General features: G+C 60.2%; 26 protein-coding genes and 1 tRNA gene. 9 read left to right on the forward strand and 18 right to left on the reverse strand.

From position 1 onward, the window contains the following. Positions 1-15: 15 nt before the first annotated feature. The 8 genes from HX875_RS20315 to dapA form a co-directional block, all read right to left on the reverse strand. A complete protein-coding gene (locus tag HX875_RS20315; protein WP_177045034.1) occupies positions 16-573 on the reverse strand; it encodes a cytochrome b in 558 nt (185 codons plus the stop codon). 77 nt (positions 574-650) lie between these two features. Continuing rightward, positions 651-1,085 carry a type VII toxin-antitoxin system HepT family RNase toxin gene (gene hepT / locus HX875_RS20320; protein ID WP_177045036.1) on the reverse strand — a complete coding sequence of 145 codons (435 nt, stop codon included), beginning with the start codon at positions 1,083-1,085 and terminating at the stop codon, positions 651-653. Then, entirely contained in the window at positions 1,075-1,470 is a 396-nt protein-coding gene (mntA, locus tag HX875_RS20325) for a type VII toxin-antitoxin system MntA family adenylyltransferase antitoxin (RefSeq protein ID WP_177045038.1), read from the reverse strand. Before mntA ends, hepT begins: the two co-directional genes overlap by 11 nt. Before the next feature lie 121 nt (positions 1,471-1,591). Further along, positions 1,592-1,681: transfer RNA gene (locus HX875_RS20330), tRNA-Ser, on the reverse strand. 83 nt (positions 1,682-1,764) lie between these two features. After that, positions 1,765-2,478 carry a phosphoribosylaminoimidazolesuccinocarboxamide synthase gene (gene purC, locus HX875_RS20335; RefSeq protein WP_003211975.1) on the reverse strand — a complete coding sequence of 238 codons (714 nt, stop codon included), beginning with the start codon at positions 2,476-2,478 and terminating at the stop codon, positions 1,765-1,767. A gap of 27 nt (positions 2,479-2,505) precedes the next feature. Continuing rightward, positions 2,506-3,264, reverse strand: a complete 759-nt coding sequence (locus HX875_RS20340) for an MBL fold metallo-hydrolase (RefSeq protein ID WP_177045040.1) — start codon at positions 3,262-3,264, stop codon at positions 2,506-2,508. Positions 3,265-3,268: 4 nt separating this feature from the next. Continuing rightward, positions 3,269-4,384, reverse strand: coding sequence for an outer membrane protein assembly factor BamC (gene bamC, locus HX875_RS20345; RefSeq protein ID WP_010176583.1), 1,116 nt, complete (start codon positions 4,382-4,384; stop codon positions 3,269-3,271). A gap of 17 nt (positions 4,385-4,401) precedes the next feature. Then, entirely contained in the window at positions 4,402-5,280 is an 879-nt protein-coding gene (dapA, locus tag HX875_RS20350) for a 4-hydroxy-tetrahydrodipicolinate synthase (protein WP_177045042.1), read from the reverse strand. A 261-nt stretch (positions 5,281-5,541) separates the two neighbouring features. On the opposite strand from dapA, the gene HX875_RS20355 reads away from it, so the two are divergent. Together HX875_RS20355 and HX875_RS20360 are read left to right on the forward strand one after the other, a co-directional pair. Then, positions 5,542-6,102, forward strand: coding sequence for a glycine cleavage system protein R (locus HX875_RS20355; protein ID WP_003172487.1), 561 nt, complete (start codon positions 5,542-5,544; stop codon positions 6,100-6,102). Between the two features lie 10 nt (positions 6,103-6,112). Then, positions 6,113-6,586 (forward strand): peroxiredoxin, encoded by a 474-nt coding sequence (locus tag HX875_RS20360; RefSeq protein WP_177045044.1) that lies wholly within the window; start codon positions 6,113-6,115, stop codon positions 6,584-6,586. Positions 6,587-6,718: 132 nt separating this feature from the next. Here HX875_RS20360 and HX875_RS20365 read toward each other — a convergent pair whose 3' ends face one another. Together HX875_RS20365 and HX875_RS20370 are read right to left on the reverse strand one after the other, a co-directional pair. Then, positions 6,719-7,789 (reverse strand): AI-2E family transporter, encoded by a 1,071-nt coding sequence (locus tag HX875_RS20365; protein WP_177045047.1) that lies wholly within the window; start codon positions 7,787-7,789, stop codon positions 6,719-6,721. A 40-nt stretch (positions 7,790-7,829) separates the two neighbouring features. Then, positions 7,830-8,069, reverse strand: a complete 240-nt coding sequence (locus HX875_RS20370; RefSeq protein WP_003211989.1) for a sulfurtransferase TusA family protein — start codon at positions 8,067-8,069, stop codon at positions 7,830-7,832. A gap of 95 nt (positions 8,070-8,164) precedes the next feature. On the opposite strand from HX875_RS20370, the gene HX875_RS20375 reads away from it, so the two are divergent. Next, complete coding sequence (locus HX875_RS20375) at positions 8,165-9,598, forward strand: M48 family metalloprotease (RefSeq protein WP_177045050.1); 1,434 nt, start codon at positions 8,165-8,167, stop codon at positions 9,596-9,598. A 67-nt stretch (positions 9,599-9,665) separates the two neighbouring features. On the opposite strand, the gene HX875_RS20380 is transcribed toward HX875_RS20375, so the two are convergent. From HX875_RS20380 to rpoE, 4 genes are all read right to left on the reverse strand, one after another. Next, positions 9,666-11,102 carry a DegQ family serine endoprotease gene (locus HX875_RS20380; RefSeq protein ID WP_177045052.1) on the reverse strand — a complete coding sequence of 479 codons (1,437 nt, stop codon included), beginning with the start codon at positions 11,100-11,102 and terminating at the stop codon, positions 9,666-9,668. 245 nt (positions 11,103-11,347) lie between these two features. Further along, the gene (locus HX875_RS20385) at positions 11,348-12,304 is read right to left on the reverse strand and encodes a MucB/RseB C-terminal domain-containing protein (protein ID WP_177045054.1); all 957 of its coding nucleotides are present in this window, start codon (positions 12,302-12,304) and stop codon (positions 11,348-11,350) included. A 16-nt stretch (positions 12,305-12,320) separates the two neighbouring features. Then, complete coding sequence (locus tag HX875_RS20390) at positions 12,321-12,908, reverse strand: sigma-E factor negative regulatory protein (protein WP_071488935.1); 588 nt, start codon at positions 12,906-12,908, stop codon at positions 12,321-12,323. A 31-nt stretch (positions 12,909-12,939) separates the two neighbouring features. Continuing rightward, on the reverse strand, positions 12,940-13,521 hold the full coding sequence (rpoE, locus tag HX875_RS20395) for an RNA polymerase sigma factor RpoE (protein ID WP_007944079.1): 582 nt from the start codon (positions 13,519-13,521) through the stop codon (positions 12,940-12,942). Between the two features lie 467 nt (positions 13,522-13,988). Between rpoE and nadB the strand changes: the two genes are divergently transcribed. Further along, positions 13,989-15,605, forward strand: coding sequence for an L-aspartate oxidase (gene nadB, locus HX875_RS20400; protein ID WP_177045056.1), 1,617 nt, complete (start codon positions 13,989-13,991; stop codon positions 15,603-15,605). Here the strand turns inward: nadB and HX875_RS20405 are convergent. Together HX875_RS20405 and HX875_RS20410 are read right to left on the reverse strand one after the other, a co-directional pair. Beyond that, positions 15,574-16,026, reverse strand: a complete 453-nt coding sequence (locus tag HX875_RS20405; protein ID WP_177045058.1) for a protein YgfX — start codon at positions 16,024-16,026, stop codon at positions 15,574-15,576. The two genes, nadB and HX875_RS20405, sit on opposite strands and share 32 nt — an antisense overlap. Next, the gene (locus HX875_RS20410; RefSeq protein WP_003212000.1) at positions 16,010-16,264 is read right to left on the reverse strand and encodes an FAD assembly factor SdhE; all 255 of its coding nucleotides are present in this window, start codon (positions 16,262-16,264) and stop codon (positions 16,010-16,012) included. Before HX875_RS20410 ends, HX875_RS20405 begins: the two co-directional genes overlap by 17 nt. A gap of 139 nt (positions 16,265-16,403) precedes the next feature. On the opposite strand from HX875_RS20410, the gene ygfZ reads away from it, so the two are divergent. Beyond that, complete coding sequence (gene ygfZ, locus HX875_RS20415) at positions 16,404-17,345, forward strand: CAF17-like 4Fe-4S cluster assembly/insertion protein YgfZ (protein ID WP_177045060.1); 942 nt, start codon at positions 16,404-16,406, stop codon at positions 17,343-17,345. A 36-nt stretch (positions 17,346-17,381) separates the two neighbouring features. Continuing rightward, positions 17,382-18,203: an HDOD domain-containing protein gene (locus HX875_RS20420; protein WP_177045062.1), complete on the forward strand. Its 822-nt coding sequence runs from the start codon at positions 17,382-17,384 to the stop codon at positions 18,201-18,203. Here the strand turns inward: HX875_RS20420 and HX875_RS20425 are convergent, their stop codons facing one another. Continuing rightward, positions 18,204-19,589 (reverse strand): sensor histidine kinase, encoded by a 1,386-nt coding sequence (locus HX875_RS20425; RefSeq protein ID WP_177045064.1) that lies wholly within the window; start codon positions 19,587-19,589, stop codon positions 18,204-18,206. After that, the gene (locus HX875_RS20430; RefSeq protein WP_003212008.1) at positions 19,582-20,253 is read right to left on the reverse strand and encodes a response regulator; all 672 of its coding nucleotides are present in this window, start codon (positions 20,251-20,253) and stop codon (positions 19,582-19,584) included. Before HX875_RS20430 ends, HX875_RS20425 begins: the two co-directional genes overlap by 8 nt. Before the next feature lie 236 nt (positions 20,254-20,489). Here HX875_RS20430 and HX875_RS20435 point away from each other — a divergent pair, with 236 nt between their 5' ends. Genes HX875_RS20435 through HX875_RS20445 form a run of 3 tightly spaced genes read left to right on the forward strand, consistent with a single transcriptional unit; the run spans position 20,490 to position 23,304 of the window. After that, entirely contained in the window at positions 20,490-21,770 is a 1,281-nt protein-coding gene (locus HX875_RS20435) for an OprD family porin (protein WP_177045066.1), read from the forward strand. Between the two features lie 28 nt (positions 21,771-21,798). Then, on the forward strand, positions 21,799-22,785 hold the full coding sequence (locus HX875_RS20440) for a Bug family tripartite tricarboxylate transporter substrate binding protein (protein ID WP_177045067.1): 987 nt from the start codon (positions 21,799-21,801) through the stop codon (positions 22,783-22,785). Positions 22,786-22,845: 60 nt separating this feature from the next. After that, the gene (locus HX875_RS20445; protein ID WP_177045068.1) at positions 22,846-23,304 is read left to right on the forward strand and encodes a tripartite tricarboxylate transporter TctB family protein; all 459 of its coding nucleotides are present in this window, start codon (positions 22,846-22,848) and stop codon (positions 23,302-23,304) included.

A 23,304-nucleotide genomic window follows, 5' to 3' on the forward strand; every position in this document is an offset into this window, starting at 1 on the left:
AGTACAGCAGCAAACTCAGTGTTGAAGATCGCCCCGAGGGCCGGGCAGCATGCGGCGCAGCGTGCTGTCGCGCCGGATGTAGTGATGCCACAGCGCAGCGCAGGCATGTAGCCCGGCGAGTACGATGATCGCCCAGGCGACATTGTTGTGCAGGCCACCCAAGGTGCCACGCAACTCGTGATCGATCACAAACGGCGCGGGCACCGGGAACAGTCCGAAGAAGTTGAAGGGTTCACCTTGGGCCCAGCGGAACAGGAAGCCCAGGATTACCTGCGTGACTAGTAACAGGTATAGACAGCCGTGGGCGATTTTGGCGGTCACGTTCAGCCCCGGGTGGCTGTCGCTCTTTGGGTGATTGCCACCGAACAGGCGCCAGAGGATACGTGCAGCAATCAGTACCGCCATGGCGATGCCCAGGGAGATATGGACTGATTGCAGGCCTTTGCGCAGTGGCGTGCCTTTTTCCAGGTTTTCCCAGATGTGCGCGCTGGCGAACATGAAGATCACCAGGGCGGCGGTCAGCCAGTGGAAGGTGCGGGTCAGGCGGTCGTAGCGGTCGGTTGGGGTGTTCATGGGCGTTTCCTGGGTGGTCTGTGTGGTGAACACCGCAACAAGGAAACTTATTCAGAGGGAGGGGAGAATTTTACAGATCAGACCTGTTTACTTTCCAAACCTGCATCCTTGATCAAAATATGCGAACTGAATGCCAGAAAATCACCAAGGTGTTTCGTGATGATCGCAACGGTAATCGGCAATTGAAGCGTCTGGTACTCGTGAACAGCAATGTTACGGAACCCGACCATGTTTTTCAGGTTGGTCAGCAACGCAGGATTGACCCAACCGCCCTGACATAACAACTCAAACACATCACGGGCTCCTTGTGGAACGCCCAAGCGCTCACGACGAATCAGGTGCTGGCCCATGTCCAGCGCGGCTTCACACGCTCGCTGAATATTCAGGATCGCCGCATCCTGGCGCGTGAAATCGGTAGCGAAGCTGGTGGGATCTTTATCGTATTCCTGACGGGCGCGAGCAACGCAACGTTCAATGCTGGCTGCTTTATTGATGAGAACATCATCGACCATACACATTCCCTTCCTTCTGGATATCCGCCAACAACTCGGCTCTTGCCGTGTCCAACGCGGTTTTTTCGCTCAGGACGTAGCTCTCGAAGAGACCTGCCTGGATACTCCCGGACCATAGCCGACGTCCGGTGGTCAATACCTGGTATTGCATCACTGTTGAGGCTGCGCGCAAATCAAGCAAGTCGACTGGAACGCCAACTATATCGGCTAATTCCCCGGAAAGCCGCCATAGCGATAAAGGCTCGACCACTCCCGCAGAAAGAACGGCAACATCCAGGTCGCTCTCACTGCCAGCCTCACCAGTCACTTGGCTACCGAACACATACACAGCCAGTAGACCTGGGACTTCAACCTGTAGGTGCGCCAGTACTTTTTCAAAATTCATGACTGATGTCCGAATCGCCAATTAACGAAGACCGTAGCAGAATTCATTATGTAATTTCTGACTGAAAGCAAAAAACCCCTGACAACATTGAAGTTATCAGGGGTTTTTCGTTTTTCAATAATGGCGGAGAGATAGGGATTCGAACCCTAGGTACCGGTGAAGGTACAACGGATTTCGAATCCGTCCCATTCGGCCACTCTGGCATCTCTCCAACGGCGCGCATCATAACAGCCTGTTTCGTGGAAGCAAAGCGCCTGAGCGATTTTTTTCCGTGCTATCAGATGCTTGCGTCGATTACAGCGGTACGCCGAGACGGTTGGCGACTTCTTCGTAGGCTTCGATAACGTCACCGAGGCCCTGGCGGAAGCGGTCTTTGTCCATCTTCTTGCGGGTGTCTTTGTCCCACAGGCGGCAGCCGTCCGGGCTGAACTCGTCGCCCAGGACGATGGAGCCGTCGTGGAACACGCCGAATTCGAGTTTGAAGTCCACCAGCAGCAGGCCGGCGTCATCGAACAGTTTGCTCAGGACGTCGTTGACCTTCAGCGACAGTTCTTTCATGCGAGCCAGTTGCTCAGCGGTGCCCCAACCGAATGCCACTACGTGGGATTCGTTGATGAACGGGTCGCCCTTGGCGTCGTCCTTCAGGAACAGTTCGAAGGTGTAAGGATTGAGCTTGAGGCCCTCTTCCACGCCCAAACGCTTCACCAGGCTGCCGGCGGCATAGTTACGCACGACGCACTCGACCGGGATCATGTCGAGTTTTTTCACCAGGCATTCGTTGTCGCCCAGCAGTTTGTCGAATTGGGTCGGAATGCCGGCCGCTTCGAGTTTCTGCATGATGAAGGCGTTGAACTTGTTGTTCACCATGCCTTTGCGGTCGAGCTGTTCGATGCGCTTGCCGTCGAACGCCGAGGTGTCGTTGCGAAACAGCAGGATCAGGCGGTTGGCGTCGTCGGTCTTGTAAACCGATTTGGCTTTGCCGCGGTAGAGTTCTTCACGTTTTTCCATGATGGGCTCCGCATTACGTTAGGTGGGCTAGGCGATGTGTCGCCAGTCGAGCCCTGAATCTTGATCGGCCAGTTGCAGCCAGTCCGGGTCGCACCCAAGGGTGTCGACAAAACATTGCCGGGCAAGCGTCGGCAGGTTGTTCTTGCTGCTCAGGTGGGCCAGCACCAGATGTTGCAGGTCTTGCCAGCCCAACTCATACACCAGGTACGCCGCCTGGTGGTTGTTCAAATGTCCAAACTGCCCGCCGACCCGCTGCTTGAGAAAAGCCGGGTAGTGACCACGGGCAAGCAGGTCACGGCAGTGGTTGGACTCGATCATCAATGCATCGAGGTCGCGATAACCGTCCAGCACCTTGGCGCAGTAGGAACCCAGGTCGGTGAGCAGGCCGAAACGTCGCTCACCGTCACTGAATACGTATTGCGTCGGTTCCTGGGCATCGTGGGCCACTTCAATCACATCAATGCTCAAGGCACCGATCTGCAATTGCTCGCCACCGGCCAGCAAACCTGCGGGTTCAATCGGTTTGCGCATCCCGCGCAAGGTACCGCGACTCAGGTACACCGGAAGATTGTAGCGCCGAGACAGCAAACCCACGCCATGCACGTGGTCGGCATGTTCGTGGGTCACCAGAATCGCGCTCAACTGCGTGGGGTGAACCCCCAGGCGCAGCAGGCGCCGCTCGGTTTCCCGCAGGGAGAAACCACAATCCACCAGGACGTACGTGTCGTCATGGGCTACAAGCGTGCCGTTCCCTTGGCTACCGCTGCCGAGAACGGCAAAACGCATCGGATCAGCCCAGGTTGTCCTGAATCACGCCCAACACTTTGCGCGCCACATCGGCCGGCGCCACGGTGTTGATGTTTTTCTCGACGGTGACTTGCACGCTGTCGCCTACCTTGCTCAAACGAACCTGGTAACGCTCGGCACGAGTTTCGATCTCTTCCTTGGTCGGCTTGCTGCCGAACAATTTGCTGAAGAAACCAGGCTCATCGTCTTTCTTCTCGGCTTTTTCGGCCAGGTTGATGTAGTACAGGCCCAGGCTGCGGTTGATGTCTTCAACGCGCCATTCGCCGTGTTCCAGCGCGCGGCCGACACTCGACCAGGCGCGATCCAGGTCTTCACCCAGGTTGAGCACGACGTTGCCGCTGCCGTCTTCGCTGAGGCTGACGCGGCTAGGCGTGTCAAAGCTGCCGGCGGCGAGCAGGGAGACGGAACCGCCCTTCTCGGAGATACGGCTCATGCTGGCGAGCATTTCGTCGACCAGGGCCGCGTCCACGCCGGTGTTGACCGAGCGCGGGGTGAAGTCGACGTTGGCGGTGCTGCCGGCAGGACGCTCGGCGCTGACCACATAGACTTCACTGGTATTACGCTGCACGCCTGGCTCGATACGCACGCGGATGCGGGCTTCGCTGTCATTGGCTACGCCGCCGGCTTGCAGGCGCTTGGCCATGGAGGCCGACAGTTCGCTGGTGTGCTGCCACGCGGTGGTGAATTCACCGGTCTGCGGGCGTTGCTCGTCAATGCGGAAACCGTTGTCCTGGAAGAACTGCACGGCCACCGGCCAGACTTCGGCAGGTGGGCGCTGGGCCATGACCCAGCGGGTGTCGCCGCTCTTTTGCAGGCTGTAGTCGCTGGCATCGGCCACGGCCGACAACGGCTGCGGACGTGGCACTTCGTACTCACCCTTGAAGGTGTCGTCGGCCACGTTGCGCGGGATCGGCAGCAGCGGGTCAAGGCGCTTGGCGACATTGACGTCCGACGGCAATTTCATCGGGGCGGTTTGTTGGGCTTCCAGGTAATCGCTACCGCGGTCGCGGAAGTAGCCTTCCGGGCCCCAGATCCAACCGCAGCCACTGGTGCTGGAGATAATCAAGGCAAGTGCGGAAAGTCCGGCCAATCGCTTCATGCGTAGTGCTTCCTCAATTAAACCAGGACGCCGGACTGGCGCAGGGCCTGTCGCAGCGGTTCGTGACAGGCTTCGCTGAGCCAGGTGAGCGGCAGACGGATACCGTCCGGCATCAGGCCCATCTCATGCAGCGCCCATTTCACGGGGATAGGGTTGGATTCGATAAACAGGGTTTTGTTGAGCGGTGCCAATTGCTCGTGGATCGCCCGGGCCTTGACCGCATCACCGGCAATGGCAGCGGCGCACAGTTCGCTCATGGCGCGCGGTGCGACGTTGGCAGTCACCGAGATGTTGCCTTTACCGCCCAGCAGGATCAGCTCCACAGCCGTGGCGTCGTCACCGGAATACACCAGGAAGTCGCTGCTGACGCCGGCCAGGATGTCCTTGGCGCGTTGCAGGTCACCGGTGGCTTCCTTGATACCGATGATGTTCGGTACGGTGGACAGTCGGATCACGGTCTCGGCCTTCATGTCGCAGGCGGTGCGACCGGGCACGTTGTAGAGGATCTGCGGGATATCGACCGCTTCGGCGACGGAGCGAAAGTGCAGGTACAGGCCTTCCTGGGTCGGCTTGTTGTAGTACGGCGTCACCAGCAGGCAGGCATCGGCGCCGGCTTTCTTGGCGTTCTTGGTCAATTCGATCGCTTCGCGGGTCGAATTGGCGCCCGTGCCGGCGATGACAGCAATACGCCCTGCAACGCGCTTGACCACGAACTCGATCACTTCGATGTGTTCTTCCACATCAAGTGTGGCCGATTCACCCGTGGTGCCGACCGCCACGATGGCGTTGGTGCCCTCTTGCAGGTGGAAGTCCACCAGTTTGCCCAGGCTGTCCCAGTCGAGATTACCTTGTGCATCCATGGGTGTGACCAGTGCCACCATACTGCCCGCAATCATGCAACCGCTCCTGCCGGAAAAAGAGAGCGGTAATGGTACTGGCGCCAAGATGCTTGTACAAGCGAAGTACCGCCTGAGGATGCGTTCTGGATCAACTTAGTTCGCAGCAACGCCATCATTGGGCCAAAGCAGGGTTTGATGAAGCTGATTACGTAATGAAAACGCCACCTCCTAGCCCTTGGCGATGGTTTTCGCTACCCTTCATCCTTTGATTGATACCGCTTTCATCGTATCGACCGCTCATCGCTTTAGGAAGGCTGCATGTCCACCCCCACAGTCCGCGAACAATTCCTTGTCATCAGTGCCCTTGGCGCCAACCCCATGGAGCTGACTAACGTCCTGTGCCGCGCCAGCCATGAAAACCGCTGCGCCGTCGTGACCTCCCGCCTGACCCGCCATGGCGAGTGCAGCGCGCTGGTCCTGCAGATTTCCGGAACCTGGGACGCCCTGGCCCGCCTCGAAACCGGCTTGCCGGGTTTGGCCAAGAAGCATGACTTCACGGTCAACGTGGTGCGCAGCGCCGCCCTGGAGAACCGTCCCCAGGCCCTGCCCTACGTGGCCTATGTCAGCTCGGCCTACCGTTCGGACATCGTTAACGAGCTGTGCCAGTTTTTTATCGACCACAACGTCGAACTGGAAAACCTGACCTGCGACACCTATCAGGCCCCACAGACCGGCGGCACCATGCTCAACGCTACCTTTACCGTGACCTTGCCGGCCGGCGTGCAGATCAGTTGGCTGCGCGACCAGTTCCTGGATTTCGCCGATGCCTTGAACCTCGACGCGCTGATCGAGCCTTGGCGCCCACAGAACCCAATGTAAGGAAGTTTTCATGGCAGTAGTCATCGACAAACCGGTAGACGATTTCGAAGCCCAGGCCACCAGTGGGCAGACCTTCAGCCTTGCCGGGCTCAAGGGCAAGCAAGTGGTGATCTACTTCTACCCTAAAGACAGCACGCCGGGCTGCACCACCGAAGGCCAGGGCTTTCGTGACGAGCACGCCGCGTTCAAGGCCGCCAACACCGAAGTATTTGGCGTGTCCCGGGACAGCGTGAAGTCCCACGAGAACTTCAAGGCCAAGCAGGAATTCCCCTTTGAGCTGATCAGCGACAAGGACGAAGCGGTTTGCCAGCTGTTTGATGTGATCAAACTGAAGAAGCTGTATGGCAAGGAATACCTGGGTGTCGACCGCAGCACCTTCCTGATCGACAAGGATGGCGTGCTGCGTCAGGAATGGCGTGGTGTGAAGGTGCCAGGCCATGTGGATGCCGTGCTGGCAGCGGCGCAGGCGCTGAACAAGGCTTGATTCACTTGCTGGCTTTGGAATAGCTATCGCAGGCAAGCCAGCTCCCACATGTGATCGTTGCTCGACATGACAACTCAGTCAATGTGGGAGCCGGGCTTGCCCGCGATGAGGCCTGCACCGGCAGCACAAATATCAGAGTAATGGCGCTACAACCGGTTCCTGCCGGGGCCAGGCGTCCAGCACCGCCTTGAACAGCGTCGCCAGGGGAATCGCGAAGAACACCCCCCAGAAACCCCACAACCCGCCAAACAACAATACCGCACAGATGATCGCCACCGGATGCAGGTTCACCGCCTCGGAGAACAGCAGCGGCACCAGCACGTTGCCGTCCAGCACCTGGATGATGCCGTACACCGCCATCAGGTAGATGAACTGATCACTCCAGCCCCACTGGAACACCGCGATCAACATCACCGGCACCGTCACCACCACCGCGCCGACGTAAGGCACCACCACTGAAACCCCCACCAGCAGCGCCAGCAGGGCTGCATAGTTCAGGCCCAGCGCGACAAAACCGATGTAAGTGACCCCACCGCAGATAAAGATCTCGATAACCTTGCCACGGATATAGTTGGCAATCTGCCGGTTCATTTCCTCGGCCACCCGGGTAATCAGCGCCCGTTCACGCGGCAAGTAGCCACGCACCCAACGACCGATCATCTCGCGGTCCTTGAGGAAGAAAAACACCAGGATCGGCACCAGTACCAGGTAGATCATGATGTTGACCAGCAGCGGCAAGCTCGAAAGGGAAAAGGTCAGCGCCCATTGCCCGAACTTTCCGATTTCACCGCGGGCCACTTCAATGGCCTGCAGCACCTGCTCGTCCGACACCAGGTGCGGATAGCGCTCGGGCAGCAGCAAGAGCAGCGACTGCCATTTGGCAAGCATGCCCGGCAGTTCGTTGAACAAGGTGATCAACTGATGCCACAACAAAGGCACCACAATCACGATAAACACCAGCAAAAGCCCCATGAACAAGGCAAATACCAGGCCCACCGCAGCCCCGCCCGGCAAACGCAGGCGCTCCAGGATGGAGACCAGGCCTTGCATCAGGTACGCCAACACCATGCCTGCCAACACCGGCGCCAACATGCCGCCCAAGGTGAGCACCGCCGTAAAGGCGAGAAATAGCAGGACGGCCAACACCACGGCTTCCTCATCAGAGAAGTAGCGCTGAATCCAGTCACGTAACACTTTGAACATCAATTAACCTCAGGCGATAAGGACAGCATATTCAAGCGATTCAGGCCTTGCGCAACCAGTAACGATAGACGCCCGCTTCGTCTTCTTCATGCAGCAGGGTGTGACCGGCCAGCTTGGCAAACGTACGGAAATCCCGCTGGGAACCCGCGTCCGTGGCGATCACCTTGAGCACCGCGCCGCTGGCCAGCCGGTTGAGTTCCAACTTGGCCTTGAGCAAGGGCAGCGGGCAGTTAAGGCCACTGGCATCCAGTTCGGCATCGAAGGCTACAGCGTCGGTCATGGTTTTGCTCCGGGTGGGCGTCGGGGGCGCTTAGAATATCTGGTCCGAAGCTCAGTGTCCGGCTACAGTAAGCTCTTTGTCGAAAGGCTTTGTGCATGACTTTTTTGCGCCCTACCCTGCTGACGCTGGCTTGCCTGCTGGCCTCTCCAGGCTTCGCCGACGACCTGCCGTCACTTGGCGACGCCAGTTCTGCCATTGTCTCGCCAAAACAGGAATACGATTTGGGCCGGGCATGGCTGGCCTACCTGCGTGGCCAGGTCTCGCAACTCAACGACCCGCAGCTCAAGGACTATGTCGAAAGCAGCGTTTACAAGCTGGTGGAAACCAGCCAGGTCAATGACCGGCGCCTGGAATTCATTCTGATCAACAGCCCGCAACTGAACGCCTTTGCCGCACCGGGTGGCATCGTCGGGGTCAACGGCGGCCTGTTCCTCAATGCCCAGACCGAAGGCGAATATGCCTCGGTACTGGCCCACGAATTGGCTCACTTGTCCCAACGCCACTTCGCACGAGGCGTGGAAGCCCAGCAACGCATGCAGATCCCGATGATGGCCGCGCTGCTCGGCGGCATCATCGCCGCCGCTGCTGGCGCAGGCGATGCGGGCATTGCCGCGATTGCCGGCAGCCAGGCCGCCGCGATCCAGGAGCAACGCCGCTTTTCCCGGCAAAACGAGCAAGAGGCTGACCGTATCGGCATTCTCAACCTGGAGAAAGCCGGCTACGACCCGCGCTCCATGCCAACCATGTTCGAACGCCTGATGCGCCAGTACCGTTTTGACGCCAAGCCACCAGAATTCCTGCTGACTCACCCGGTCACCGAATCGCGGATCGCCGACACCCGTAACCGCGCAGAGCAAGCCAAGCCGGGCGGCATTGAAGACAGCCTGCGCTACCAACTGATCCGCGCGCGCGTGCAGCTGTACTACGAAGACACTCCGGGCTTGGCGGCCAAGCGCTTCCAGGCCCAGCTGGATGAAAACCCGAAAAATGATGTGGCGCGTTATGGCTTGGCCATCGCCCAGATCAAAGGCGCCCAGTTCAACCTGGCCCGGGAAAACCTGAAGCCGCTGCTGGCCAAGGCGCCCAACGACATTACCTACAACCTGGCGCAGATCGAGTTGGACATGAGCAACAATCGCCTGCCGGATGCCCAGCAGCGTACGGACCGGATGTTGACGCAATATCCAGGCAACTACCCGCTGAATCAGGTTCGGGTGGATCTGCTGCTCAAGCAAAGCCGCACCGCTGACGCGGAAAAAGCCCTCGAAGGCCTGCTTAAATCACGCACGGACGATCCGGATGTCTGGTACCAGGTCGCGGAAACCCGTGGTTTGTCGGGCAACATCATCGGCCTGCATCAGGCTCGCGCCGAGTACTTTGCGCTGGTAGGGGACTTCAAACAGGCCATTCAACAACTGGACTTCGCCAAGCGTCGCGCCGGAAGCAACTTCCCGCTTTCGTCACGTATCGATGCACGCCAACGTGAACTGATCGACCAGGAACGCATGATCAAAGACATGATGGGCTAAACCTCGCAGCCACAAAAAAGCCCCGCTCTCGTGTATCGAGAGCGGGGCTTTTTATTGGACTAGCGGATTACTCGGCCAGCTTGAAGGTAATGAAGCTGGCGCGGCCCTGACGCAGGACACGCATCGACACCGAGCGGTTCTTCGGCAGCGCCTTGGCGATGTCGGTGAACTCTTTGGTGGAGTTGATGGCCTGGTTGTTCAGGTGAGTAATGACATCACCCGGCTGCAGGCCGATCAGGGAGGCAGGACCGTCCTGGACTTCCTTGATCACTACGCCACTTTTAAGGTCGAAGCTTTTCTTCTGCTCGTCGGTCAACTCGACCACGGCAATGCCCAGGCGGTTGCTGCTGCGTTCGGCACCCGGCTTGGTGTTGCCCAGCGCATCCAACGTCGCGCCTTCTTCCGGGATTGCGCCGACAGTCAGCTCAACGTTCTGGCGCTTGCCGTCGCGAATCACTTCCAGCTTGGCCTTGCTGCCCGCCTTGAGCGCACCCACCAGATGCGGCAAGTCTGCAGACATGACGATCGGCTGGCCGTTCATGCTCAGGATCACGTCGCCGACTTGCAAACCACCTTTGGCTGCCGGGCCATCGTCCTGGATTTGCGCAACCAGGGCACCGGCCGGCTTGTCGAGACCGAAGGACTCAGCCAGGTCCTTGTTCACTTCCTGGATCACCACGCCCAACCAGCCGCGACTGACTTTGCCACCGGTTTTCAGCTGGTTGGAAACGTCCATGGCCACGTCGATCGGAATCGCGAACGACACGCCCATGAAACCACCGGAGCGGGTGTAGATCTGCGAGTTGATCCCGACCACTTCGCCGGCCAGGTTGAACAGTGGGCCACCGGAGTTACCCGGGTTGATCGGCACGTCGGTCTGGATGAACGGCACGTAGTTTTCGTTCGGCAGGCTGCGGCCGATGGCGCTGACAATGCCTTGGGTCACAGTGTGGTCAAAACCAAACGGCGAACCGATGGCGACTACCCATTGCCCGGCTTTCAGGTCCTGGGATTTACCCAGCTTGAGCACCGGCAGGTCCTTGCCCTCAATCTTCAGCAGGGCTACGTCGGAACGTGGGTCTGTGCCTACCAGCTTGGCTTTCAACTCGCTGCGATCAGCCAGGCGTACGAGAATTTCGTCGGCATCGGCAATCACATGGTTGTTGGTCAGGATGTAGCCATCAGGCGAGATGATGAAACCCGAACCCAGAGACTGGGCCTCACGTTGGCCACCACCGCCACGCGGCGTGCGCGGCTGGGGCATGCCGCGCTCGAAGAATTCGCGCAGCATCGGCGGCAGGCCTTCCAGGTCCGGCATCTGCTGGTTGGAGACTTTGCGATCCGGCAGTTTCTGGGTAGTACTGATGTTCACCACGGCAGGCGACGCCTGCTCCACCAGTTGGGTGAAATCAGGCAGCTCGGCCGCTTGCGCGGTAACGGCCTGACCCAGCACCAGCACCGTGGCGACTATGGATAGGTAAGACTTCAAACGTGGTATCGACATACAGCTCCCGTTACGACGAGCAGGGTTGAGCGACAGGGTTCAATAAACGCCGAAAAAACTGCGATCGACATTTTTGTTCCGCGAACAAAACAAGGCCAGGGCCGTTAAGCCCTGACCTATAAAAAACATAGGGGATTTTAGCAAGTGAAAATAACGATCCAGACATTTCATGCTCTCGACAGAGGCAGGCATGGACTTTCTCCTGCGCAACATTGAAATATCAGGATGAACATAGGATTAACAACTCACGGCTTGGCGGGGGTCGTGGCGCTGCGTACAGAGAGCGCAATTCGCTCGGCGGTACCAATCGGGATTTCGCCGACGACGGTCACCATCACCTCGCCTTCCAGCGTATTCACACGCCGCGATACAGCGACTGTCGGGCCCAACTGCGTGCGTGTCTCGGTCACCGTCGCGCCGTTGAGCGGCTCCAGAAACACCGAGAAACGCGCCAGGCCATCGTCATACATCAGGCTGCTGACGGTTATCTTGGTGTGGGAATCTTTGTGGGCGCTGCTGTTGACCATCTGGAAGCCTGGCGGCAACCAATCGAGGCGCCAATCCTGAGGGACTTCGACCTCCGGGGCCTTGGCGCTGGTAACGGCGACCGGCGTACATTCACCGCTGGGCTGCAGATCCCGATCGTCAGGCACCGACGTTTTGAGCTGGGTGAACTGGAATCGCTCCAGCAACTGACCCTGATCGTTAAGCAACAACGACTTCAGTGGCAGCGCGGTTTCGCGATCCAGGTGCAGCTCAAAGCCATAACGGTATTGATCACGGGGCGTGACAGAAACGATGACCGCATTTCGACCGGCCACGCGCGATTTGCCAATAACGGCCAGATCGTAGAAGGCTTTGAGTTTTTGCGGATCAAGGGCGCGTGAAGGAGAGTCGGGGGAATCCCCAAGCCCGGCAACCAATGTGCCGCTCACGCATTGAGTACGACCATCTACACGCACGACTTCCTGGGCAGAACCATCGAGCTGCAAAAGCCGCTCACGGACTTGACCATTCTGGACGCGATGCCAGATGTCATGGGTAGAAAAACTACCGTTACGCTCGTAGATGAAAGTGCCCTGAAAGCTTTGTTGCTGCTCCGCCCGCCCAAGACGCGTCAGCCAGTCTTGGGCTTCGTCGGCATGGGCGGGGACTGCAAACCAGCCACTGAGCAACAGCGTAAGGAGCGGTATGGCGCGCATAAAGCTCCTTGGCGGTCTAGCGGTTTTCCAGGCTTGCAGCGCGAGCGTATGGCAGAGCGCTTTCAGTGCCTTTCAAGGCCGATTCCTGTGCGTGTTGGCGCAGGTAGCCTGGAAGACGCTGATCCTGCCAGCCGGATTGCCCTTGAAGTACACCGTTGGCCATAGGCCCGGTGGTATCTGCGCTTTCCTTGTAGCCGGCCAGTACAGCTGGACCCTTGACCTGCGGACCGGCCATGACCGGTTGCTGGGTCTGCTGGGCCAGTTCGGCGCCGGCAATTTCGTCCTGGTTGTACAGGCGAACACCTGCCAACACGGCCACAGTCACCGAAGCAGCGACTGCCAGACGACCCAGGCTACGCCAAGGACCGCGAGCAGCTTTTGCCGGAACGGCTTCATCAGCCAGCGCAGCAGAAACGGCCGCAGCAATATCCAGACGAGGGATTAGAAGATCCTTGTGCATCACCGCCCGAGCGACTTGGTAACGAGACCAGGTATCACGGGTTTCGGCATCATCAAATGCATTGAGCACTCGACGAAGTTCCAGTTCATCCGCTTCGTTATCCATCACTGCGGACAGCGATTCCTGCAGGGCATCACGACTCATGGCGGTTCCTCTCTTGGCTGTCGCCGCTGTCTCAGTTTTCCTGCAACAACGGCTGCAGGGCTTTATCGATGGCTTCCCGAGCCCGGAAAATCCGGGAACGTACGGTACCCACCGGACATTGCATGACGGCCGCAATGTCCTCGTAACTCAGACCATCGAATTCACGTAAAGTTAACGCCGTACGCAAATCTTCTGGCAGTTGCTGAATTGTTCGATGGACGGTTCCTTCGATCTCGTCGCGCAGCAATGCACGCTCCGGCGACTCGAGATCCTTGAGGCCGTGATCACCATCATAAAATTCAGCATCTTCCGAACTAACATCACTATCCGGTGGGCGGCGACCGCGAGAAACCAGATAGTTCTTCGCCGTGTTAATGGCGATGCGGTAAAGCCACGTATAAAACGCACTATCACCGCGAAAATTACCGAGTGCACGGTACGCCTTGATAAAGGCTTCCTGTGCAACGTCCTGCGCTTCATGGGTGTCGTGCACAAACCGCACGATCAACCCGAGAATTTTGTGCTGGTATTTCAGCACTAGCAGATCAAATGCCCGCTTGTCGCCGCGTTGAACGCGCTCGACCAGCTGCTGATCCTCTTCCTGGGTTAGCATGAACACTCCTCGTTGTACTTGAAGGAGGCTTGCATAACTAATCGATCAGGCTTGCAAACATAGACTCGGACTTTTCGCAAAAGTTCTCCCCCTCCAAGCAAGTTTCCGGCGCGCACTGATTTGGCACACACGAAAAACGCAGCTCGGGCAATGCCGGCTGCGCGAATAATCTGTCGCCAGTTTCCTGACGCGCCTGACAGAGACGCGGCTCAGTAAATCCAGCGTGTTCCCAGCTTTCGGGCATCCTGCTATTGAGTCGGGGCTTATGCAAAAAGTTCCCATCCCAATCGCTGTCCGTTTCATGAAAGCCGTGCAGTTCGTTGACCGTAGTCTCACAATGCCACGAATGCCCGGCTATTGTGCCGCTCCCCCCCTCTATATACTAGTGGGCCGTGTGACCCTTTGATTCGCCGATCCAGGCGTCCTGTTTGCGCCCCCTTCGGATCGCTTTTTGCGGAATCCTTCAAATGAGCCAACAGTTTCAACACGATGTCCTGGTGATTGGCAGCGGCGCCGCGGGCTTGAGCCTCGCATTGACGCTACCGAGCCACCTGCGCATAGCCGTACTGAGCAAAGGCGACCTGGCCAATGGCTCGACATTCTGGGCCCAGGGCGGTGTCGCCGCCGTACTGGACGACACCGACACCGTTCAATCCCACGTCGAAGACACCCTGAATGCCGGCGGCGGCCTGTGCAATGAAGAGGCAGTGCGCTTTACCGTCGAACACAGCCGCGAAGCCATCCAATGGCTGATCGACCAGGGCGTGCCCTTCACTCGCGATGAACATTCCGGCACCGACGACGGCGGTTTCGAGTTCCACCTGACCCGTGAAGGCGGCCACAGCCATCGGCGCATCATCCATGCCGCCGACGCCACCGGCGCCGCGATCTTCAAGACTCTGCTCGAGCAGGCCCGGCAACGTCCGAACATTGAACTGCTGGAACAGCGGGTTGCCGTCGACCTGATCACCGAAAAACGCCTGGGCCTGCCGGGCGAACGCTGCCTCGGCGCCTACGTGCTCAACCGCGCCAGCGGCGAAGTCGACACCTACGGCGCGCGCTTCACGATTCTCGCCTCGGGCGGCGCGGCGAAGGTCTACCTCTATACCAGCAACCCCGACGGCGCCTGCGGTGACGGCATCGCCATGGCCTGGCGTTCGGGCTGCCGGGTGGCGAACCTGGAGTTCAATCAGTTCCACCCCACGTGCCTGTATCACCCGCAGGCCAAGAGCTTCCTGATCACCGAAGCCCTGCGCGGCGAAGGCGCACACCTGAAGCTGCCCAATGGCGAACGTTTCATGCAACGCTTCGACCCACGGGCCGAGCTTGCCCCGCGCGATATCGTCGCCCGGGCCATCGACCATGAAATGAAGCGCCTGGGCATCGACTGCGTCTACCTCGACATCAGTCACAAGCCCGAAGCCTTCATCAAGACCCACTTCCCGACGGTCTACGAGCGCTGCCTGGCGTTCAACATTGACATCACCAAAGGCCCCATCCCGGTCGTGCCGGCGGCGCACTACACCTGCGGCGGCGTGATGGTCGACCAGCACGGCCGCACCGACGTGCCCGGCCTGTACGCCATCGGCGAAACCAGCTTCACCGGCCTGCACGGCGCCAACCGCATGGCCAGCAACTCGCTGCTGGAATGCTTCGTGTACGCCCGCTCCGCCGCCGCCGACATCCTTGAACAACTGCCGCGCATCCCCGTGCCGGCCGCCCTACCCCGCTGGGATGCCAGCCAAGTGACCGACTCGGACGAAGACGTGATCATTGCCCACAACTGGGACGAGCTGCGGCGCTTCATGTGGGACTACGTGGGGATCGTGCGCACCAACAAACGCCTGGCACGGGCACAGCACCGGGTTCGGCTGCTGCTGGATGAGATCGACGAGTTCTACAGCAACTATAAAGTCAGCCGCGACCTGATCGAGTTGCGCAACCTGGCCCAGGTGGCGGAACTGATGATCCGCTCAGCCATGGAGCGCAAGGAGAGCCGGGGCCTGCATTACACCCTCGACTACCCGCAAATGCTGCCCGAGGCGCTCGACACTATCCTGGTGCCAACCACCTACGGCGGCTGAACTTCAAACGCACCCGCAGGCGCCGATGCACATCGGTGGCCTGCGAATCACGCGGCACACAGATCGAACGCACCCGCCAATCACCCTGCACCCGAAAGCGCAGCACCACGATCAACGGCAACGCCAGGCTGTCGGGGCGCAGTTGCACGCTGTGCCAGCCACGCGCGGCGCTCCACAACTGCCAGCCGTCCTCATCGCGGCGCAGGCCACGGATCGACGAACGGTGAGTCAGCAGAATATGACGCGGCAGCACCCAACCGGCATGCGCCAGGCACAGTAAGGCGCCAAAGGCTGCCATCCACGGGGACACATCGAGAAACCACAACGCACCCAATGCGAACGCCTGGGCGAAAAGATAAGCCGCCAGCAACTGCCCGGAGGCGTGCCAGCGGCATTCAAACGTATTACTTGGGCTGGACACGATCCAGGATCATCCGAACCATGCGCTGCAGCTCCGGATCTTCCGATTCGGCGCGTTCCATGAACCAGCCGAACATGTCCTGATCTTCGCATTCCAGCAGCTTGCGGTAGCAGTCGCGGTCAACGTCGTTGAGGTGCGGGTAGACCTCCCTGACGAACGGTACCAGCAACACGTCCAGCTCAAGCATGCCGCGGCGGCTGTGCCAGTAGAGGCGATTGAGTTCTACATCTTCGACCATGGAGCGCTCCTCAAATAGAGCGCAAGTATACAGGCCGAAGCTGCCTGGAACAGTCGGCTTTGGTCGGCCATACGGAAACTATCCATTTGCCGGGCGCCCCTCTATGATGCACTCATGACTTTTTAACCTGCGATGACCCATGGCTGACTCTGCTTTCTTCTGCTCCCTGTCCCACGAAGGCGTCCTCGCCGTCCGCGGTTCCGACGCTGCCAAGTTCCTCCAGGGACAACTGACCTGCAACCTCAACTACCTGAGTGACACCCAGGCCAGCCTCGGCGCGCGCTGCACCCAAAAAGGGCGCATGCAATCGAGCTTCCGTATCCTGCTGCAGGGCGATGGCGTGCTGTTGGCCATGGCCACCGAGTTGCTGGAGCCGCAACTGGCGGACCTGAAGAAGTACGCCGTGTTCTCCAAATCCAAACTCACCGACGAAAGCGCCGCCTGGGTGCGTTTCGGTGTGTCGCAAGCCGATCAGGTCTTGGCCAGCCTCGGCCTTGAGCTGCCTGCCGAGACCGATAGCGTTGTGCGCAGCGACGAGTTGATCGCGATCCGCGTATCGCCGGGCCGTGCCGAGCTGTGGGCCCCTGCCGCCCAAGCCGATACCCTGCGCAGCCAACTCGCCGCGCAATTGAACGAAGATGAACTGAATCAATGGCTGCTGGGCCAGATCCGTGCGGGCATCGGCCAGGTCATGCCCCAGACCCGCGAACTGTTCATCCCGCAGATGCTCAACCTGCAAGCCGTCGGCGGCGTGAGCTTCAAGAAAGGCTGCTACACCGGCCAGGAAATCGTCGCGCGCATGCAGTACCTGGGCAAACTCAAGCGTCGCCTGTATCGCCTGAGCCTGAATGCCAGCGAACTGCCAGAGCCTGGCACCCCCTTGTTTTCCCCGACGCACAACAGCGCCATCGGCGAGGTGGTGATTGCCGCCCGGGCCGGCGAGGCGATTGAACTTCTAGCGGTGCTGCAAGCCGAAGCAGCAGAGAGTGGCGATGTGCATGTAGGTACGCTGGAAGGCCCGGGTCTTCAGCTGCTCGACCTGCCTTACCAGCTGGACCGTGATCGCGAGATCCAGCGCTGATCGTCGTACCTTTTTGCAACACCCTAGAGATCATGAATGAACAAGCTGGCGGAAAAAGTCCAACAGGCGTTGGTTGTGGCCATCGATAATGATGACCTGGTCCTGCCCACGCTACCGGAAGTGGCCCTGAAGATTCGTCACGCCGCCGAAGACCCGGACATCAGCATCAGCCATCTGAGCAAAGTCATCGGCCGCGACACCGCCCTGTCGGCGCGGCTGATCAAAGTGGTCAACAGCCCGCTGCTGCGCGCCACTCAGGAAGTCACCGACCTGCACACCGCCATCACCCGGCTGGGCACCAACTACAGCAGCAACCTGGCGATCGGCTTGGTGATGGAACAGATCTTCCACGCCCGCTCCGAAGTGGTCGAACAGAAGATGCGCGATGTGTGGCGCCGCAGCCTGGAAGTGGCGGGCGTGAGCTATGCACTGTGCCGCAACCACAGCCAGCTGAAACCAGACCAGGCGGCCCTCGGCGGCCTGGTGCACCAGATTGGCGTGCTGCCGATCCTGACCTATGCCGAAGATCACTATGAGCTGCTGTCCGACCCGGTCAGCCTCAACCACGTGATTGAAAGCATCCACCCGTTGCTGGGCGCCAAGCTGCTGCGACGCTGGGACTTCCCGGAAATGCTGGTGAACCTGCCGGCGCATTACATGGACCTGGAGCGCGACTCCGAGCGCCTGGACTATATCGATCTGGTGCAGGTCGCCGTGCTGTATTGCCATCGCAACACCGACCACCCGCTGGCCAGCGTGCCGGTATCGACGTTGCCTGCGATCCAGAAACTGCGGATCGACCCCTACAACGACACCTTGCGCGCCGAGTTGGACGCAGCGCGGTCGATGTTTTACTGATTAGCCTGCGATAAAACTGACCCGCACCTTCAACCCCGCCAGCTCACCGTCATGCAAACTGATCTGCGCCAGATGCGCCCGGCAGATCTCGCCGACAATCGCCAACCCCAAGCCCGACCCCAAACCCTGCTGGCTGCGCCGATAGAAGCGCTCGAACACCCGGTCGCGCTCATCCAGCGGGATGCCCGGGCCGTCGTCCTCCACCTCCAGTACCGCCGGCGCCGTGACCCGCAGAATCACGTTGCCGCCCGGCGGTGTGTGGGCCAGAGCGTTGTCCACCAGGTTACTCAGCAACTCGTTCAACAAGGTCGGTTCGCCCCGCAGCCACACGGGCTCATCTGCCTCCAGCGCCAGGGCCACGCCCCGCGCATGGGCCAGCGGCGCCATGGCCATGCCCAGCTCGCGAGCCAGCTGGCTCAAGTCCAGCAGTTGCGCACCGCCTTCGGCAATCGCCCGGGCGCCGTTTTCGATGCGGGCCAGCGACAGCAGTTGATTGGCCAGGTGAGTCAGGCGATCCGTGCCCTGGGCGGCGGTTTCCAGGGTGGTGCGCCAGGTGGCCGGGTCTTCGGCGCGCAGGCCGAGTTCCAAGCGTGCCTTGAGCGCCGCTAGTGGTGTGCGGAGTTCATGGGCGGCATCGGCAATAAACTGCGCCTGGCGCTCGAACTGCCCGCGCAGGCGTTCGGTGAAATGGTTGAGCGCCCGTACCAGCGGGCCCAACTCATGCTGCACTTCCACCAACGGCAACGGCCGCAGGTCATCCGGCTGACGCTCTTCCACGGCCGTGCGCAAGCGCTCCAATGGCCGCAGCGCCGCACTCACCGCGAAAAACACCAACAACAATGCACCAACGGCCAGCATGCCCAGGCGCAGCAAGGTATCGGCCATCAGGCTGCGGGCCATGGCGACGCGCGCCTCATCGGTTTCGGCCACGCGGATTTCCGCCATGCCGTTCATGTTCGGCTCGGAGACCGCCTTGAGCAGGCTCACCACCCGCACGTTCTGGCCCTGATACTTGGCGTTATAAAACCGCGCCAGCGCCGGATAGTCATCGGTGCGCGGCGTACCCGGCGGCGGGCCGGGCAGGTTTTCGTAGCCGGAAATCAGCTTCTGGTGGATATCGTTGACCTGGTAGTAAATCCGCCCGGCGCTGTCGTAGGCGAACGTATCCAGGGCGACGTAGGGCACGTCGGCGCTCAAAGTGCCGTCGCGATGTGACAGGCCCGCTGCAATGGTCCGCGCCGAGGCCAGCAGCGTGCGGTCGTAAGCCGTGTCCGCCGCCTCGCGTCCGTTCCAGTAAGCGCTCAAGCCGCTGGCGATCATCAACACCACCAGCAACACCGCCAGGTTCCACAGCAGGCGCCAGCGCAGGCTGCTGGGCTTATGCATCGCGGGCTTCCAGCAGGTACCCCAGGCCACGGAAGGTAACAATTGCAACAGGCTGCCCATCGAGCTTCTTGCGCAGGCGGTGCACGTAGATTTCGATGGCATCGGGGCTGGCTTCTTCATCCAGGCCGAACACCTGGGAGGCCAACTGCTCCTTGCTCATCACGCGGCCGGGACGTGCAATCAGCGCCTCAAGCACCGCCTGCTCGCGGGAGGTCAGGGTCAGCAGTTCGCCGCCCAGGGTGAAGCGTCGTGTATCCAGGTCGTAAATCAGCACGCCACACGCCTGCTGCCGCTCACCACCCAGCACGCTGCGGCGCAGCAGGGCCTTGACCCGTGCTTCCAGCTCCGTCAGTTCAAACGGCTTGGCCAGGTAGTCATCTGCGCCGAGGTTGAGGCCATGCACGCGGTCTTTCACGTCGCTGCGGGCAGTCAACATCAACACAGGCAGATTTTTCCCACGGGCCCGCAAGCGTGCCAACACCTCGAAACCGTCCATGCGCGGCAGGCCCACATCGAGGATCGCCACCGCGTATTCCTCGCTGCTCAAGGCCAGGTCCGCCGCCACGCCATCGTGCAGCACATCGACGGTCAAACCCGTGCTCTTGAGCGCCTGGGCGACACTTTCGGCTAGCTGCAAATGGTCTTCGACCAGAAGGACACGCATGGGTTTTTACCTCGTTCGGGGGTGGTCGGCGCCACGCTTTGCCGGGGAGTTTACAGGCGCCACCTTTGCTGTGAAGCCCGAAAACATTGAAAGGCGACTGAAAGGTTAGTGAAAGCTTCGCCCTTTAGCATCCAGCCACGGTGGGTTTCGCCTGCCGAGCTATTTCACCTGTAGCGCCCGAAAAACGCCTCGAAGCGTTTTCGTCAAAATAAGAACAATAACGGAGTACACCCACGATGCTGCGCACACAGCCGCCTGCTCGTTCTTCTCGTATCACCCAGACCGCCCTCGCCAGTGCCGCCGCCATTGCCGGCTTTTCGCCCGTAGGCCAAGCCGCCTTTATCGAGGACAGCACCGCCACCCTCGAAACCCGCAACATGTACTTCAATCGCGACTTTCGCGACGGTACCAGTGCACAGCAATCCAAGCGCGACGAATGGGCCCAGGGCTTCATGCTCAACCTGCAATCGGGCTACACCGACGGCACCGTCGGCTTTGGCGTGGATGCGCTGGGCATGCTTGGGGTCAAGCTCGACTCCAGCCCCGACCGCACCGGCACCGGCCTGCTGCCGACCCACGATGACGGCCGCGCCGCCAATGAATACTCCAAGCTCGGCCTGACCGGCAAAGTGAAGATATCTGCCACCGAACTGAAAATCGGCGCGTTGATCCCCGAGCTGCCGATCCTCAAGCCCAACGACGGGCGCATCCTGCCGCAGACGTTTGAAGGTGGCCTGTTGAGTTCCAAGGAGTTCAAGAACCTGGTGTTCACCGGCGGGCGCCTGAACAAGGCCAAGGACCGCGACGACACCAACTACGAAGACATCGGCCTCAACAACAAGAACAGCCGCTTCCTCAGCGGCGCCACCGGCAAGCATTTCGACTTCGGTGGCGTGGACTACAAGTTCGCCGACAAGATCACCGGCAGCTACCACTTCGCCCAACTCGACGACGTATACCGCCAGCACTTCCTCGGCCTGGTAGCCTCGCGCCCGATGGGCCCCGGCACCTTCGGCGCCGACCTGCGCCTGGCCGTCAGTGACGACACCGGTGCAGCCCGTGGCGGCAAGATCGACAACACGTCACTCAACGGCCTCTTCAGCTATGCCCTCAATGGCCATAAGCTCAGCGCCGGCTACCAGCACATGTCGGGCGACAGCGCCTTTCCCTATGTGGATGGCAGCGATCCTTACCTTGTCAACTTCGTGCAGATCAACGACTTTGCCGGCGCCGAAGAACGCTCCTGGCAAGCCCGCTACGACTACGACTTCGCCAAGCTGGGGATTCCCGGACTGAGCTTCATGAGCCGTTACCTGTCGGGTGACAACATCAAGCTCAAGAACGGCGAGACCGGCAAGGAGTGGGAACGCAACAGCGAGATCCGCTACGTGGTGCAAAGCGGCACCTTCAAGGATGTGGCCGTGCGCCTGCGCAATGCCACCTACCGCTCCAACTATTCGGCCCGTGATGCGGATGAAGTGCGCCTGCTGGTGAGCTACAGCGTCGCCCTTTGGTAGTAGCAACCTCATAACAACAATGATGGAGATGAACATGACCCTTTCACTGCGTAAATTTGCCCTGACGGCCAGCTGCATGCTGTTCGCCAGCCAACTGCTGGCCGCCGAACCCAAGCGCCCGGAATGCATCGCCCCGGCGTCCCCGGGCGGTGGTTTTGACCTGACCTGCAAACTGGCGCAGAGCGCGCTGGTCAACCAGAAGCTGTTGAGCAAGCCGATGCGCGTGACCTACATGCCCGGCGGCGTGGGCGCGGTGGCCTACAACGCCGTCGTGGCCCAGCGCCCGGCAGACGCCGGCACGCTGGTGGCGTGGTCCAGCGGCTCGCTGCTGAACCTGGCCCAGGGCAAATTTGGCCGCTTCGATGAAAGCGCTGTGCGCTGGCTCGCCGCGGTCGGCACCAGCTACGGTGCCATCGCGGTGAAAAGCGATTCGCCCTACAAAAACCTCGACGATCTGGTCAAGGCCCTGAAGAAAGATCCGGGCAGCGTGGTGATCGGTTCCGGTGGCACCGTCGGCAGCCAGGACTGGATGCAAACCGCACTGATCGCCAAGGCCGCCGGGATCAACCCCCGCGACCTGCGTTACGTGGCACTGGAAGGCGGCGGTGAAATCGCCACCGCGCTGCTCGGCGGGCACATTCAGGTGGGCAGTACCGACATCTCCGACTCCATGCCGCACATCCTCAGCGGTGACATGCGCCTGCTGGCCGTGTTCTCCGACGAGCGCCTGGACGAGCCGGAAATGAAGAACATTCCCACCGCCAAGGAACAAGGCTACGACATCGTCTGGCCAGTGGTACGTGGCTTCTACCTCGGGCCAAAAGTCAGCGACGAAGACTACGCCTGGTGGAAAGACGCGTTCGACAAACTGCTGGCCTCCGAAGAGTTCGCCAAGCTGCGTGACCAGCGCGAGTTGTTCCCGTTCGCCATGACCGGCCCGGAGCTGGACACCTACGTGAAGAAACAGGTGGCTGACTACAAAGTGCTGGCCAAAGAGTTCGGCCTGATCCAGTAATCGCCCCTTGTTCGCGCGGCCACGCCCTTGCGCATCAGGGGTGTGGCCCAGGAGTTTTGCATGCTCTTACAACGCATTTTTGCCTCGTTCATGTTGCTGGTCTGCGCCGCCCTGGCACTGATGGCCTGGCCGTATCAGGCATCGTTTTCCTATGAGCCGGTAGGACCTCGCGCCTACCCGCTGCTGATGCTCGGGCTGATGAGCCTGGGCCTGATCTACATGCTGTTTCGCCCGCAGCCCACCAGGCACACCGAGGAAGAACCGGCGCTGGACCGCGAAACCCTGGTCAAGATCGCTGTCTGCGTCACGCTGTTGATCATCTTCGCCGGCACCTTCGAACCCCTGGGTTTCATCCTCAGCAGCATCCTGATCGGCATTCCGATGGCGCGCCTGTATGGCGGCCGCTGGCTGCCCAGCGCGGTGATCGTGACCTTGATGAGCATCGGTCTTTATCTGTTGTTCGATAAGGCCATGGATGTACCGCTGCCGCTCGGCCTGCTTGAAGTTCTGGAGAACTGA

The organism is Pseudomonas yamanorum (genome assembly GCF_013386765.1).
In the GTDB taxonomy this organism is placed as follows: domain Bacteria; phylum Pseudomonadota; class Gammaproteobacteria; order Pseudomonadales; family Pseudomonadaceae; genus Aquipseudomonas; species Aquipseudomonas yamanorum_A.

Excerpts from the sequence above, each read along its gene's own strand:
- HX875_RS20420 (WP_177045062.1), top strand. The coding sequence starts at position 17,382 with ATGAACAAGCTGGCGGAAAAAGTCCAACAGGCGTTGGTTGTGGCCATC.
- HX875_RS20390 (WP_071488935.1), bottom strand. The coding sequence starts at position 12,908 with ATGAGTCGTGATGCCCTGCAGGAATCGCTGTCCGCAGTGATGGATAAC.
- HX875_RS20440 (WP_177045067.1), top strand. The coding sequence starts at position 21,799 with ATGAACATGACCCTTTCACTGCGTAAATTTGCCCTGACGGCCAGCTGC.
- rpoE (WP_007944079.1), bottom strand. The coding sequence starts at position 13,521 with ATGCTAACCCAGGAAGAGGATCAGCAGCTGGTCGAGCGCGTTCAACGC.
- HX875_RS20340 (WP_177045040.1), bottom strand. The coding sequence starts at position 3,264 with ATGCGTTTTGCCGTTCTCGGCAGCGGTAGCCAAGGGAACGGCACGCTT.
- HX875_RS20375 (WP_177045050.1), top strand. The coding sequence starts at position 8,165 with ATGACTTTTTTGCGCCCTACCCTGCTGACGCTGGCTTGCCTGCTGGCC.
- HX875_RS20315 (WP_177045034.1), bottom strand. The coding sequence starts at position 573 with ATGAACACCCCAACCGACCGCTACGACCGCCTGACCCGCACCTTCCAC.
- HX875_RS20365 (WP_177045047.1), bottom strand. The coding sequence starts at position 7,789 with ATGTTCAAAGTGTTACGTGACTGGATTCAGCGCTACTTCTCTGATGAG.
- HX875_RS20370 (WP_003211989.1), bottom strand. The coding sequence starts at position 8,069 with ATGACCGACGCTGTAGCCTTCGATGCCGAACTGGATGCCAGTGGCCTT.
- mntA (WP_177045038.1), bottom strand. The coding sequence starts at position 1,470 with ATGAATTTTGAAAAAGTACTGGCGCACCTACAGGTTGAAGTCCCAGGT.
- HX875_RS20435 (WP_177045066.1), top strand. The coding sequence starts at position 20,490 with ATGCTGCGCACACAGCCGCCTGCTCGTTCTTCTCGTATCACCCAGACC.
- HX875_RS20425 (WP_177045064.1), bottom strand. The coding sequence starts at position 19,589 with ATGCATAAGCCCAGCAGCCTGCGCTGGCGCCTGCTGTGGAACCTGGCG.
- bamC (WP_010176583.1), bottom strand. The coding sequence starts at position 4,384 with ATGAAGCGATTGGCCGGACTTTCCGCACTTGCCTTGATTATCTCCAGC.
- HX875_RS20360 (WP_177045044.1), top strand. The coding sequence starts at position 6,113 with ATGGCAGTAGTCATCGACAAACCGGTAGACGATTTCGAAGCCCAGGCC.
- ygfZ (WP_177045060.1), top strand. The coding sequence starts at position 16,404 with ATGGCTGACTCTGCTTTCTTCTGCTCCCTGTCCCACGAAGGCGTCCTC.
- dapA (WP_177045042.1), bottom strand. The coding sequence starts at position 5,280 with ATGATTGCGGGCAGTATGGTGGCACTGGTCACACCCATGGATGCACAA.
- nadB (WP_177045056.1), top strand. The coding sequence starts at position 13,989 with ATGAGCCAACAGTTTCAACACGATGTCCTGGTGATTGGCAGCGGCGCC.
- HX875_RS20410 (WP_003212000.1), bottom strand. The coding sequence starts at position 16,264 with ATGGTCGAAGATGTAGAACTCAATCGCCTCTACTGGCACAGCCGCCGC.
- HX875_RS20380 (WP_177045052.1), bottom strand. The coding sequence starts at position 11,102 with ATGTCGATACCACGTTTGAAGTCTTACCTATCCATAGTCGCCACGGTG.
- HX875_RS20385 (WP_177045054.1), bottom strand. The coding sequence starts at position 12,304 with ATGCGCGCCATACCGCTCCTTACGCTGTTGCTCAGTGGCTGGTTTGCA.
- HX875_RS20355 (WP_003172487.1), top strand. The coding sequence starts at position 5,542 with ATGTCCACCCCCACAGTCCGCGAACAATTCCTTGTCATCAGTGCCCTT.
- hepT (WP_177045036.1), bottom strand. The coding sequence starts at position 1,085 with ATGGTCGATGATGTTCTCATCAATAAAGCAGCCAGCATTGAACGTTGC.
- HX875_RS20430 (WP_003212008.1), bottom strand. The coding sequence starts at position 20,253 with ATGCGTGTCCTTCTGGTCGAAGACCATTTGCAGCTAGCCGAAAGTGTC.
- HX875_RS20445 (WP_177045068.1), top strand. The coding sequence starts at position 22,846 with ATGCTCTTACAACGCATTTTTGCCTCGTTCATGTTGCTGGTCTGCGCC.
- purC (WP_003211975.1), bottom strand. The coding sequence starts at position 2,478 with ATGGAAAAACGTGAAGAACTCTACCGCGGCAAAGCCAAATCGGTTTAC.